Origin of the sequence: Paenibacillus tyrphae, assembly GCF_000722545.1 — a bacterium.
GTDB classification, from domain to species: domain Bacteria; phylum Bacillota; class Bacilli; order Paenibacillales; family NBRC-103111; genus Paenibacillus_G; species Paenibacillus_G tyrfis.
Window position 1 is genome coordinate 136175 of sequence record NZ_JNVM01000002.1, and the last position, 13856, is coordinate 150030.

Below are 13856 nucleotides of genomic sequence, written 5' to 3' on the forward strand. Positions count from 1 at the left end.
TCCATTCCCGTTCAAGCTGAAAAATAAAATTCATTTAATTTATACGTGACCTCGCTGTTGTAACGCTCCTTCAGCTCATCGATATAGCTGCGAATTTGCTCAAAATACTCCTCGCTTAAAACAGGATATTTTACGGTACGCACCTGGCTGAAAGGACTATTGTGCCGAATGACCAATTGGATCGCCGACATCATGTTTTGAACCAGCGCAGGGGTAGGAACGACACCGAGAACGGCTTGATAGGCGGCCATATCGACGTTCTTATCGAAAGCATGGTACGGCAATTTCATATCGATATGAATCCCGTCAGCCAACTCTCTCTCCAGCAAATGGCGTATTTTCTCAGGAAACGTGCCGTTCGTGTTAATGATGATTTTGCCCGGGAACCCTTTCTTCAGATCCGCAAGAAACAAGGTGATTTCTGTAAGATTTCCCATTAAAAACTCCCCGCCGCTGAAGATGAGGGCATCGAATAAATATCCGTTCATCTTGATTTGTTGCAAAATATCACCCGCCAACAAATAATGCTCATGATTGGATGTAACCAATTCATCATAGTTATGACATCCGAAGCAGTGCAAATTACAGCCGGCAAGAGAATGGATCACTAAAGAGGTGTTCCCCGGCAGATCGTCGAAAGTCCGAATCATGATTGGATAAAATCGTAGCACTTCCCCGTTACCCTCCTCTCTGAAATTGTCTATATATGGTGTTATCTTTATTATTTTATCACCATATATAGTATATTTCGGTGATCCGAGTCACACAAAGAGGTCGCCTTCCATAGACGACCTCTTCTTGGAAACTGGCTCGTTAAGACTCGTTGGCGGGATTGCTCACGCGCTGGAAAAGAATATTGTTCTCCAGGTGGATATGCTGGAACAAATCCGATTCGAGCTCTTGCAGCTTGTGGAACGCCAGCGTGTAAGTCCGGCACGCGCCGGCTGGCAGCTCGTAATCGCTTGTGACGGCTCTCATTTCTTTTAGGAGATTGCCAACGCCGCTGTGATCTGCCTCAAGCTCCCTAATCGCATTCGCCGTTTTCTCCGCAAGGGATGGGGCTGGATTGTGTTCCAATTCCCTGATTAACGGAAAGACAGTCGCCTCCTCGGCGATCAAATGCTGCTCAAGCTCCATTTTCATCTGATGAAAAAGCATATGAAGCTTGGCGAGCTCACGGCGTTCCGGACCGTGTACCCGCAAAATTTTGGTGACGAATTCGCTTAACACAGGGAGCTCCCGTTCCAAGTACGCGTGATGGGTGGTAACGATATGATCGATCAACCGACTCGACGAGAGCTTGCTCCAGTCCGTGTTGGGATCGGTTTTTTGGTTCGCTTCCGCGTAGAACCGGTTTAGTTTCTCAAGGAAAGCTACTTCCTCGATGTTTTTCTGTCTTAACGCTGTTGTCAGGGGACGCCCCCCACCGCAGCAAAAGTCGATGCCGTGCTCAAGAAATATGTTGCTGGACCCGGGAAACGCAGTCACGATTTGTCCGATCGTTTCGGAACCGTTAAAAGAAGTGCTCATTGGCTTGACCTCCCTTTGACATGACCGTTGATCCTAACGATCATGTTCTTGTCTAAATTGTAATGCAACGAGAATAAGCCTACTGTGTTTACAATCACGTTTTTTTCTGCTCTCCTAGCCCCAAAATGAAAAAGTCCAAGGTTCGTTGCCGATAAGCAACAAAACTTGGACTTTTTCCAGAATGTCGTTGGACCTGCTTAAGCGAGATTTCCAGGCACCGACTTCAATATTTTACCGGAATTCACCGCTTGCGCGGTTGTTATGGCCGGACGAATCCACTTCATATTCTTCTCCACCTCCTTTGACTTGATCTTTGCTCTTCCCGATCAATTCCAGCACGTGCTTGATTTTTCTTTTCTCATGCGGACAGGGGCGCTTCCCCGTTCTCATCCGGTATAACGGGCAATGGTTGCCCTGACAGGCAGGGCGGAAATAACATGTGCGGCAAACCGGGTCCCGTTCTTCACCGGAGCCGATCCATCTCGCCATTTTATCCATATCCAGAACCATGCTTCCGTCTGCGTGAAGCTGCCCGACATGATTCACCGGGTCGTCCAGCGCAACCGAGCATTTGTACAGCCGTCCGTCCGCTCCAATCACGAACGCATTGGGCTTGGCGGCATAACAGACGGCTCCGGACGGCATAAGCGAATCGATGATCGTCTCGCTGAGCGGCAGTCCGCGTTCCACTCCAAGGCCCGTCAATTCCCACAGACGCGCATCCGATGCGGTTCGGTCGCACACGGGAATCCGGTCGTCATTTCGTCCGCCCCACCGGCCGACCGGTCGGATCAGCAGCTGAAACCGCTTGTCTCCCTCGAACCAAACAAAAAGCTTCGTCAGCAAATCCGGCACTTCATCCACGTTATCCTCGTCAAAATTGATTCGAATATCGACAGCAAACGAAGCATCGACATCACGCATCGCCTTCAAATTGCCGATGATTTTCTCAAACGTTCCGCCGCCTCCGCGAAGACACCTTCTCCTGTCGTGAACCGCTCCCGTTCCGTCCAGCGTCACCATGAATCGGCGCACGTTTCGGTCGAGCAGCCCCATAAACCTCTCTTTCGTCAAAAAGTATCCGTTTGTGGACATGTCTGCGGAGTAGCTGATGCCGTTTTTCGAGCAGCTTTCCATAAAAGAATCCGACAATTCAACGATCGTATCGGGAACAAGCATCGGTTCGCCGCCGAACCAGCTGACGGCAAGATGCTTGATGCTTTCGGCAGCTTGCCGGACGTACGCTTTTAAACCGTCGATCGTCTCCCGCGTCATGGCGCCACGGGGAAAGCTCTGGTAGCAATACGTGCAGCGAAAGTTGCACGCTTCCGTAGGCATGATCACGAGATGCATCGAATTCGCTTCGTTCAGCGCAGCGTGCAGCTTTTGCGCCTGCGCAAGCTCGTCCGTCCCGTCCGGCACCAAAAATCCGGCATCGCGCAGATCGGAGGTCATCCCGGACAATTCCTCATGGAGCGCTCCCTTCCCCAGTACTCTAAGGACTTCTGCCTCCTCATCTGACTCAAAAGCAGCCATGGCACCGGAAAAGGAATTGTAAATCATCCCTCCTTTTCCGTTCCATCGCACGATGGTTGAGTAGCGGGAAGGAGTCCAACGGTTTGTCACTTTTGCCAATCCTTATCACCCTTCATCGTTGAATGAGCGCAGCGGAAAAAATTACAAACAGTACCGCACCCACAATTTCAATAATTCCCGCCTTCCAGGGACGAACCGGTTTGCCTGCGAAAGCGAACGCCCGAGCAGCGGAAAACGCATAAGCAAGGATCATCCACGGATGGCCCGCCGCCCACAAGACGAGTGGGAGTAAAACATGATATGCTCGCGTATAAGCGATCCAGCGCTTGTTCTCTCTTTCGCGAAAGATGGCCTTCACAAAAAAGACGCTGCTTGTAAAATACAAAAAGCTGAACAGAACGACCGATGCCATCATCCGGTCCCATCCTCCACCGCCCGCCAGATAAGCGGCTGCTCCTCCAAGGCTGAAAAGGAGGATGGCGCAAAGATCGTTCACCAGCGCCCTTTCCGATTTGTGTCTCGTATGCCATATGTTCACCGACAGCAGCGTAAGAAGAAGCGGGCCGAAATAAAGCAGTGCCGGATGGCTGAAAAGCGATGGCACTAAACAACAAGCCGCAAGTAAACCGTAAATCGTCCCCCATTTGATCCAATGCCGCCGATTGGCTTTATTTTTCATGGACTGAAGAAAAGGATAGGACGATAGATAGAGAAACAGCCATCCCATAAATAACGGCAGATGCATCAACTGCGGCTTCCCGGCGAACAGTCCGAGCAGAAAAGGAACACTGACCATCGCCCAACCGCCGTGTTCATGAGGAATCACTATACTTCGCTTCTTCATGGGACAGTCGCTCCTCTCACACCTTATTGCATAACCATCATATAATTGTCTCCCCCGTCCACTCTATGATATTATGCACATGCCTTGCAGATCGCGGGGATGTTTTAGATCCCTTCGGCTACACAGGCCAGTCTATCGATTTCCTTTAAATACACTAGCTTCAAATTAATGCTATATATTTTTTTCAGCTTCTCTTCGTTTAAAATATGTGCGGCATGACCCCATTCAAATTGGCCTGACTTGTCCATGATTCCGATTTTATCGTTCAACAATATAGCATGATCCGGTGTGTGCGTGGTCATGATGATGCCGTAGCCTTTGTGGGACAGTTTTTTTATGATTTCAATCGTTCGAATCTGATTGCCATAATCTAACTGTGAGGTCGGTTCATCCATTAATATGATTTTGGATTGCTGGGCAATGGCTCTGGCAATGGTGACCAGCTGTCTCTCTCCGCCACTAAGCTCCGTATACGGCTTGGTTAACAAATGACCGATCCCTATCATCTCGATGGCCTCGATTGCAATGTTGTAATCCTTGTCGGATGGCATCGAAAATGCCGAGATATACGGCGAGCGCCCCATGACAACGAATTCCTTAACCGTAAATGCATAGGCAGGCGTATGGTTTTGAGGAACATAGCCGATATTTCTTGCAAATTCATTCATGGTATAGTCATAAATGGATTTTCCGTCAAGGAAAATATCCCCCTGCTCCCCTTTTAGCAGCCTCGCTATACAATTCAACAGGGTAGACTTGCCCGACCCGTTGGGTCCCAAAATCGAAAGAATCTCCCCCTCGTTCAGGCTGAAGGATACATTGGAAAAAACGTTCTTTTGTTTATACGAAAAACTTACATTGCTCACTTCAAGTTTCATGTCATGTTCATCCTTTGTTTATGGAGAATCCAAAAATAAAAAGGCGCCCCCACAAGCCCCGTTAAAATGCTGATGGGCAATTCTGCCGGAGAAACGATTCTTGATAGCGTATCCATCATTAACAAAAATCCTCCTCCTAGGATGATAGAAAGAGGAAATAATCTTTTATTGTCCGGCCCAATCAGCATCCGCCCCAAATGAGGAACGATTAGCCCGATCCAACCGATGGTTCCGCTAACACATACGGCACAAGCGGTTAAAACTGTAGATAGTACGATGACGAGACCGCGATAAAATTCCGTATGGACGCCCAGGTTTTTAGCCTCGCTTTCTCCCAAAGCAAGGATATTGACTCTCCATCGGATAGCGAGCAGCAGCAGCATCGAGATCACCATGGGAATGGAGATCGTCCATATATCGCCCTTGGAGATTTTGGCTAAGCTGCCCAAAAGCCAATAGGTGATCTCCGCAAGCTTATTTTCGGTATCCATCATATATTTGGCCAATCCTAGTAAGGAAACCATCATCCCGTTCACGATGATTCCCCCTAAGACGAGAATGATGGTTGAGCTATTTTTCATGAACTTTGGAATCGCGCTTGTGATCATAACGGCCAATATGCCTCCAGCCAAGGAGGAGATTTGTAAACCGAATGTCCCCAAATGAAAAAGTATGGCTAGAGCAGCCCCCAGCCCCGCACCGGAAGAAACACCTAAAATGTCCGGGGAAACCAAAGGATTTCTAAAAATCCCTTGGTAAGCAGCCCCAGCCAATGCCAGTGAACCCCCGATCACAATAGAAGCGATGATCCTGGGCAATCTTAAATTCAAAATAATATTTTCAATGGTTTGATTTACATTTGATGGCTTTCCAAGCAGTTTCGAGGATAAAACATCCAAGACATCCGAAATCGGAATGCCATATCGACCTAAGCAAAGCGCTGTGATCGAAAGGGCGAACAGCAAGAGCCATAGCGTTAAAAAAAGCATGTAATCTTTAACCTTGCTGGATGAATCAGCCTTTTGCGTTATCGCTTCCATCTTCTACTCACCCGGTTGTTTATTTAACAACTTCTCCTTTTAAGAGCTGCTCCAACTGCTGATCGGTCATGTCGAAATTCGAATATTCTTTGTAAAACTTTCTGGTTTCCTCTTTCATATCCATCACGAACAAATCGGGATGGAACGTTGCCGCCGCCCACAAAATTTGCAAGGCGCTTTCCGCTCCAAAGCGGTCCCAAGCAAAACACCCGGATGGTATTACGAATATTTTATTGTTTTTTACCGCTTTAATTTCACTCCACTCCGGAGTTGTTTTGAAGCTCTGTACAACCTTCTTGCTCCCTTCTCCACCACTAACTACGATGATGTCGGGATTTTTCTTTAAAATATCTTCCGGGGTCACGGTCACCCGCATGCCTTTCCCCAAATCGGAGGTTGCAAATTTCCCTCCGCCGTTGGTCACCCATTCTTCCATAATAGTTCCGGCGCCCGTTGTTGAGTACATATTATCGACCGCATAATAAACGACCGGTTTCTCTTCTTCCCGTAAATTTTTGAACGTGTCTTGAACCTTTTTTAGATTTCCGTCAATGTAGGCGACCAATCGATCTGTTTTACTTTTGTAATCACCGCCTAAAATATCGCCTAAAGCGGAAACGGATTCTTTCATGGTTTTATAATTGTTGAACATTAGATTTACACCCTTTAAACCGACTTGGGTGTAGCTTTTAATATTATCATCGCTGGCGGTTAGGATCACTTCGGGGTCCAGCTTCAGCAATTCCTCGGGATTCTCTTCTGCTGTTGGAATTTGCTCCAGCTTCGGATATATAAGCTTATTAAAGGGCAAAGTTTTCACATATTTATGTACGCCTACTAATTTATCGCCGGCTCCTAAGAAAATCATCATGGTTGCAGACGACGGCCAAGTATTCACGACTCTTGTTATTTTGCCCGGCAGTTCGACTTCTTTCCCCGACGTGCTGACGACTTTTTTGGTTGTGGTTGCATTCGCATCAGGTTTGGATTCAGCAACCTTAACCTCAGTGTCCGCAGGGTTAGTTGCCGTTGATTTTGCGCATCCCGCTACAACGATCGTCATGGCAAGAAAGCAAAGCATGATGTTCATCTTTCTTTTTCTCATCATTAGACTCCTTCGTATGTAAAATCCACGTCTTCAGGCTTCCACCACATGACATAAGTGGAGGTTTCTCTTACAAACCGAACGGAATCGTCCTTACCTTCGATCAAATACTTGTCTACATTTTGCCTGAATAATTGTTCTTGATCCTCGTCCACCGTTCCCAAAGTTCTTAAATCATCATAGGCTTCTTCTTTATTCCGAAAGTTTTTTTCAAACCCGTCTTTCACGATGACGACGCTCGGATCAATCCCCAAGTCGTACAGCATATTAAACCGAATGTTATACCCGAGCTGGCGGTTTTCCTTGAAGTCCAGCTGTACATTGCCTCGTACTCCACGAAATAAATCCAATTGTATTGATCTTAAGGACGGCCCATTGGCAAAACTCAAAAGAAAGACGTATTTTTTAGCAAGCTTATTTAGTCTCTTAATATCTTTCAGCGCAACGGTGCGCGATGCAAAGACGACATCATGCTGTTCTAATTGGTTGATTTCACTTTCGTTATTCCAATCCAGCAGATGAAAATGAATATGTTCCGCCTGCTCTTCTTCGGCGTATTTTCTCGCATAACTTAACATGTTCGGAGATGCATCGATGGCGGTAACGCTGCTTACTTTTTTGGAAATCGGCACACACAATCTTCCTGTCCCGCAGCCTACATCCAGAACACGGTCATGGGGGTCCAGAATCATAGCGTCCACTTGATGTTTCGTATAGCTTTTTTCCATTCTAGACATCTTGTCATACATATAGCCGAACTGATCCCAAAACTTAGCCGGATCCACATCCCTGTCATCTGTTGTCTTGCCATAAGCGAGTTCAAGCATCTTTTCCCAATTGATGATCCCGGCCATTCCATCCACATCCCTTTCAACTCCATCGTCGGTACGAATCACATCATACATATTAATACTAAATAGATTTATTTAATGTGATTATACGCACTCTAATACGGAATTAAATATAATCAATTATATTTAAATATAACTGATTATATTTAATTTTATTTGTGGAAGTCAAAATATATGGTGAACTACCGGGAACATTTGTACGACTCTTCATGTATTGATGTCTACATCCGGTTCGGGGCAGGCAAGCCGAGGATGGACAGCCCGTCGTGCATCGTGTCGCGATACCGCCCGGCCAACCATAGACGGAACCGCTTCGCGCCTTCATCCGCCTTCAGAATCTCGCACGTCGCATAGAAATGGTTGAAAAGCGACGCCAGCTCATACAGATACGTACAGAGCAGATTCGGCGCCAAGCCGGCAACGACCTCCTCCAAGGTCTCCGGCCAGTAAGCGAGCTGCTTAAGAATAGCATATTCCTGCGGCGCAAGCCCCTCCGCGGCCGGATATGCCGCTATCGCAGAGATGTCGCTCATCGCCGTGTCCGTCAGGCAACGGCCTTTATCCAAAATGCTGCACGCCCTGGCATAAGAGTACATTAAATACACGCCGGTATTGCCGGACACCTCCGTTGCCTGTTCCAAATCAAACACCACTTCCGTCTGCAAATGGAATTTAAGCAAATAGTACCTGATCGCGGCCGCTGCGATCGAGCGGCTGTCCAAGCCTTCGTGCTGCGAACGCTTTGCTTCGATGACGGCTTCCATGTGCACCACAAGATCCGCCACTTTAATGCCGATCCCCTGTCTCCCGGACATCGTATACGATGATCTGCCGTCGGACGTATCGACGCCAAGACTTTCGGCCGTCGCCCGGCTCAATGACACCACCCCATAGCTCACGTGATGCAGCTGAGCAGCATGCTTATCGTATCCCAATGCCTGCAATGCCTGCTTCACCATCTGCTGCGGGTACTCCTGACGATGATCGATCACGTTGACGACCATATCGGCCCGCCCAATGTCGTGCTCCACGCCTTGCGAATGCGTGGACCATACCCCATCGCCGAAAGGCTGATAGCGGAATGGTTTATCAAGCAAGCCGAATTTCCACATGTGATACGCGATATCTTTCGCTGTATACGTCAGTATGCCGTTGGATCGTACCAGCACTTTGTCGCTGTGAAATTCCGTCTGTCCGGCTGGATCGCTCTCCTCCACCGTTTGCTTGAGCACCCAACAGCCCGCCAGCTTGCCCTCGCTTTCCTGCCGGAACAGATCGGTTTTTTGCAGCCTCTCAAACGTCTCCTGCCAGAAGCCTTCACGAACAATGCTGCTCTCCCACACCAACACATCGTAGTCAATTCCAAACTGCCGCATGTCCTCCAGATGCTCCCTGACGATTTGCTCCGCTACCAGCATACCGAGCCAAGCGATATTGTTATGTCCCAATTCCAGATGATGCAATACGTTCGCCCGCTCCTGCTCCAGCTCGGGCTGTTCGCGGTACTTCCGGTTGATTTCCGCATAGACGTCCCAGCAAAAATCGCCAAACCGGGAATGCTGCTGCTGTATCGACGTCCGCAATACTCCGACAACCGTATCGGCCAGTTGGTTGCCCAAATCGTCGATGTAATTGTGAACTTCAACCGGATGGCCCATCCGCTTAAGCATTCTTGCCAAAGTATCGCCAATGCACGAATTTCGCAAATGTCCGATATGCGCCGATTTATTCGGATTAATCGACGTATGCTCGATCAACACTTTTTGGCGGTCATTTTCCGGCTGGAAGGCATCCTGGCGAGGCGAGTTAACGATCCAGTGCTCCCAATGGATAAACAAATTCACAAAACCCGGCGCCGCGACCTCAATGTGTTCGAACCTTCCCGCAAGGCGCGGATGATCAACCAGCCTCGCTTTGATCTCGTTAGCAATTGTCAAAGGATTTTGCTTGAGCACACGCACCAGCTTCATGGCCAGATTCGTGCTGTACTCCCCATGCCGGTCATTCGCCGGATGCTCTATCACGATCGACAGTTCCTCCGGTACGGCATGCCCTGCTTCCTGAAGAAGCTGCTCCGCAATGTCTTCCAGCGCTTGGTTAAGCTGCTTATGAATCATTTTCCCGACCTCCATATGGATAAATTTGTGAAAATCAAAAAGGCCCCCGTCTCCTGAAAGAGACGAGAGCCTATTGCTTCCCGCGGTACCACTCTATGTGCAAATCGCCAAAATGGCGATTCACCGCTTATTCGTGTAACGGTCCTTGACCGGATCTGCCTACTGCGCGTCGTTCCGAAGGCTTGAAGCCAGCTTGACGAGTTCGGTTCGGCAAATCATATCCCGGGTCCGCTTCATCCAAGACCAACGTACCGGCTTCCACCATTCCCGGCTCGCTGCGACTGTTCGTCCTGAACTACTGTCCCGTTCATTTATATTGGCTTATTCAATTCGTGGCACAATGTTTAAAAGTAGTTATACCTAAATTGGAACGTATTGTCAAGAGCCTCACATTTCCTAACAACGATTCCGGATGAAACGATCACGTGCCGCAAAAGGTGCGGTAAGGACGGTCGGATGACGCGGGCAGCGTGCAGTATTCCGCCTGTTCGGGAGAGTGCGCATAGGGATTCGAAAGAGCCTGCAGAAGCCGCTCCATCACGCTATAATCTCCCTTCTTCACCGCAGCGTCCAACGCTTCTTCTACCCTATGGTTGCGAGGGATGATTGCGGGATTGCTACTGCGCATCAATTGCTGCGAGGAGGCTAGCGGCTCTTGCTGTCTCCCCCGTCTCGCCTGCCACAGCTCATGCCACTGCGCAAATTCCGTCGTTCCGTTGAACGCCAAATCCTCGTGCATATCAAACGTCAAAGCCCGGAACGTATTGGTATAGTCCGCCCGATGCTTTTGCATCATGACGAGAAGGTCCTTCATCAGGGCTTCGTCCTCCGGCTCTTCGTTAAACAGGCCCAGCTTCGCCCTCATTCCGGCGAGCCAATGACCGGCAAACTGTTCGACAAAACCGGAAATGGCATCCTCCGCCAGCCGGATCGCCTCATCCTCGTCGTCATGCAGCAGCGGCAATAACGCTTCGGCCAATCTCGCGAGATTCCACGCGGCAATCGACGGCTGATTGCCATAGGCGTAGCGGCCATGAACGTCGATGGAGCTGAATACCGTTGCCGGATCGTAGGCATCCATGAAAGCGCAAGGACCGTAATCGATGGTCTCTCCGCTCAGGGCCATATTGTCGGTATTCATCACCCCGTGAATAAAGCCGACGAGCTGCCATTTGGCAATCAGCGCGGCCTGCCGCTGGATCACTTCCTGAAACAGGGCAAGATAGCGGTTCTCCGCCCCGGCGGCCTCCGGATAATGCCTTTGGATGGTGTAATCCGCCAAAGTCCGAAGCTCCTCGACCGTGCCCCAATTGGCAGCGTATTGAAAGGTGCCGACGCGCACATGACTCGCGGCTACGCGGGTCAGAACCGCACCGGGCAGTTCGGTTTCGCGGATGATTTCCTCTCCGGTCGTCACCACCGCCAAGCTGCGGGTGGTTGGGATGCCGAGCGCATGCATCGCTTCGCTGATGATGTATTCGCGCAGCATCGGTCCAAGCGCCGCCCGACCGTCGCCGCCGCGGGAATACGGCGTTCTGCCCGATCCCTTAAGCTGAATATCTACCCGTGTATTGTCGGGGGTGATCTGTTCGCTAAGCAGCAAGGCCCGACCGTCCCCCAGCATGGTGAAATGCCCGAATTGATGCCCTGCGTAGGCCTGAGCAAGCGGTGCAGCCCCTTCGGGAATACGATTGCCTGCAAACACCGCTACGCTCTCGCTTCCTCGCAGCACCTCGGCGTTTAACCCCAGGGATGCCGCCAACCGGTCATTCAGAACGATCAGCTTCGGCGAACGGACAGGGGGTGGCTCGAGCCTGGAGAAAAACGTTTCCGGCAGGCGAACATAGCTGTTGTCGAAATTCCATCCTGGATCTATGATTGCTTTGTTCTCCGTCATCGGATCTCCTTTTCTACCGTTCAAAATAAATACAAAGCTGCCGTTTTAGTGTTTGTTTCTACCAGTTTATTATACACTTTCCAGCGCGTTTACTACAGCTTACAATGCAGAAAACCCAGCTTGGGCCGGGTTAGAAATAAGTTACTTTAAGTTAATTCTGGCTTGGGAGCAACCTGTTTCCGCTTCATCGAAGTTAACAACATACCTCCAATCACAATAATTCCTCCAATAATTTGTGACGTTACCAATCCCTGTCCTAATAGAAGTGCAAGAATAGCCGTAAATATTGGAATTAAATTCATGGATATGCCAGCGATGCCCGCTCCTACTATTTTAATGCTTTTATTCCACAAGATAAATGATCCAACAGAAGGAAATATCCCTAAATATAACATACCTTCTATACCGAGAACTGTTATCTTGTTAATCTGAAGAGGCTGGATAAATAAAAATGGAAGCATAATAATAACAGCAATGAATGAAGTTATCGCTATCAGAGTAGCGGTCGGCATGCCTTTTGTTTTTTTTCCAAGTAATGAATACATTGTCCAGGCTAACACAGCCAGAATCATAATCATATCGCCTTTATTGTACTCGATATGAAATAATTGAAGCAGATTTCCTTTGGTTAAGACGATTAGCACACCAATAAATGATGTGATTATCCCAATCACTTGAAAGGTAGTTATCTTTTCTTTCTGGAACATTAATGAAAAAAGCATGATGGTTGCAGGAGTCAAAGAGTTAATTAAAGCGCCATTCGTAGAAGACGTATACTGTAATGATTCGTACGTAAGTACGGTATAGATGGCAACTGTTACCGATAAGAGCAGGATAACAACAAAGTGTTTTTTCCAAATTTGAAGCCATGCGGGTTTCTCAATAAATTGTGCGATTGGAATCAGGAAGATTAAAGCGATTAACCACCTTAGAAATGCCGTCCATATCGCAGGATATTCGTACATAACATATTTACCAAAAATCATATTGCCAGCCCAAAACAAATTACAAAATATCAAAAAAAACCATGCTTTATATTTCATCATTACTTGTTCTCCCTCTTGCCGTTTCCGCATTTTAACAATCTTGCCTCTTGGATCAACTACATGATACAATACGTTCAAACATAAGTGAAATGAATAAATATAATGGAGATCATAACAAATTCGATATGAATAAATCGTTATTACAATTAATCGTTAAAATTTCCGATACGAAGAGCTTCACAAAAGCGGGGCAGGAGTTAAACATGACACAGCCAGCGGTAAGCAGAGCGGTGACTGCTCTCGAAGCTGAACTGGGTGTCACTCTGCTTACCCGAAATCGTCGTCTTGGAGTGAAGCTTACGGATGTTGGGGAACGTGTTGTCCAAATCTTCAGGAAAATTTTAAATGAATATGAAAAAATTAATCAAGAAATTGCTCTTGAAAAAGGGCTTGAAACGGGGATTGTTCGCATTGGTGCGTTTCCTGTTGCTTCCGCTTACTTCCTTCCTAAAATTATCAGCCATATAGCAAAACAATATCCAAATATTGAATTTACAATTTTTGAAGGAACGAATGCGGAAATAAAAGAATGGATTGAATTGGGGCGTATTGATGTTGGATTTATCGTTTCAACGAATGATGAGCTACCTACTTTTCCCTTGCTACGAGAAGAAATGTTTGCTGTTTTAGCAGCCGATCACCCACTATCTAAAAAGGATGTCATTCAAGCCAGTGATCTTAAACATGATTACTTGATTATTTGTAAATCCGGGTTTGAACCTCCAGTATTGGAGTGGTTTGAGCGATCCAATCAAGAGCCGCAAGTGAAATATGTGCTTCACAACAACACGACAGCCCTTAATATGGTTAAAGAAGGTATGGGGATAGCAATCATGTCCGAACTTTCTTTGTCAAATATTCCCAATAACATTGTGATCCGAAAACTTGAGCCTCAGGGATATCGGGATATTCATGTTGCCACTTTGTCGACGGAAGATGCATCCATTGCTGTTAAACATTTCATACACACCACACTTGACTTATTTCCACAACGGGAAAGCCATTAGGCAAA

General features: G+C 47.7%; 12 protein-coding genes and 1 other annotated feature. Of the genes, 1 reads left to right on the top strand and 11 read right to left on the bottom strand.

What is annotated here, in order from left to right; translation table 11 throughout:
• Positions 1–11 precede the first annotated feature (11 nt).
• From ET33_RS01200 to ET33_RS01250, 11 genes are all read right to left on the bottom strand, one after another.
• The gene (locus ET33_RS01200) at positions 12–671 is read right to left on the bottom strand and encodes a radical SAM protein (RefSeq protein WP_036675396.1); all 660 of its coding nucleotides are present in this window, start codon (positions 669–671) and stop codon (positions 12–14) included.
• Between the two features lie 142 nt (positions 672–813).
• Entirely contained in the window at positions 814–1530 is a 717-nt protein-coding gene (gene ric / locus ET33_RS01205) for an iron-sulfur cluster repair di-iron protein (protein WP_036675398.1), read from the bottom strand.
• A 231-nt stretch (positions 1531–1761) separates the two neighbouring features.
• Complete coding sequence (locus tag ET33_RS01210; RefSeq protein WP_063761607.1) at positions 1762–3093, bottom strand: radical SAM/SPASM domain-containing protein; 1332 nt, start codon at positions 3091–3093, stop codon at positions 1762–1764.
• Positions 3094–3178: 85 nt separating this feature from the next.
• Positions 3179–3910 carry a YwiC-like family protein gene (locus ET33_RS01215; RefSeq protein ID WP_036675400.1) on the bottom strand — a complete coding sequence of 244 codons (732 nt, stop codon included), beginning with the start codon at positions 3908–3910 and terminating at the stop codon, positions 3179–3181.
• 104 nt (positions 3911–4014) lie between these two features.
• Positions 4015–4788, bottom strand: a complete 774-nt coding sequence (locus ET33_RS01220) for an ABC transporter ATP-binding protein (protein ID WP_036675403.1) — start codon at positions 4786–4788, stop codon at positions 4015–4017.
• Positions 4785–5828, bottom strand: a complete 1044-nt coding sequence (locus ET33_RS01225) for a FecCD family ABC transporter permease (protein ID WP_051775018.1) — start codon at positions 5826–5828, stop codon at positions 4785–4787. Before ET33_RS01225 ends, ET33_RS01220 begins: the two co-directional genes overlap by 4 nt.
• Positions 5829–5847: 19 nt before the next feature.
• The gene (locus ET33_RS01230; RefSeq protein WP_036675405.1) at positions 5848–6933 is read right to left on the bottom strand and encodes an ABC transporter substrate-binding protein; all 1086 of its coding nucleotides are present in this window, start codon (positions 6931–6933) and stop codon (positions 5848–5850) included.
• 2 nt (positions 6934–6935) lie between these two features.
• Entirely contained in the window at positions 6936–7787 is an 852-nt protein-coding gene (locus ET33_RS01235) for a class I SAM-dependent methyltransferase (protein ID WP_036675407.1), read from the bottom strand.
• Positions 7788–8005: 218 nt separating this feature from the next.
• Positions 8006–9901 (bottom strand): arginine--tRNA ligase, encoded by a 1896-nt coding sequence (locus ET33_RS01240; RefSeq protein WP_036675914.1) that lies wholly within the window; start codon positions 9899–9901, stop codon positions 8006–8008.
• Between the two features lie 55 nt (positions 9902–9956).
• Positions 9957–10221 (bottom strand) — a binding site (T-box leader).
• Positions 10222–10322: 101 nt separating this feature from the next.
• Positions 10323–11798: a protein adenylyltransferase SelO gene (locus ET33_RS01245; RefSeq protein WP_036675410.1), complete on the bottom strand. Its 1476-nt coding sequence runs from the start codon at positions 11796–11798 to the stop codon at positions 10323–10325.
• A 146-nt stretch (positions 11799–11944) separates the two neighbouring features.
• On the bottom strand, positions 11945–12844 hold the full coding sequence (locus ET33_RS01250) for a DMT family transporter (protein ID WP_036675916.1): 900 nt from the start codon (positions 12842–12844) through the stop codon (positions 11945–11947).
• Positions 12845–12969: 125 nt separating this feature from the next.
• Here ET33_RS01250 and ET33_RS01255 point away from each other — a divergent pair, with 125 nt between their 5' ends.
• Positions 12970–13851, top strand: a complete 882-nt coding sequence (locus tag ET33_RS01255; RefSeq protein ID WP_152570571.1) for a LysR family transcriptional regulator — start codon at positions 12970–12972, stop codon at positions 13849–13851.
• The last annotated feature ends 5 nt before the right edge of the window (positions 13852–13856 follow it).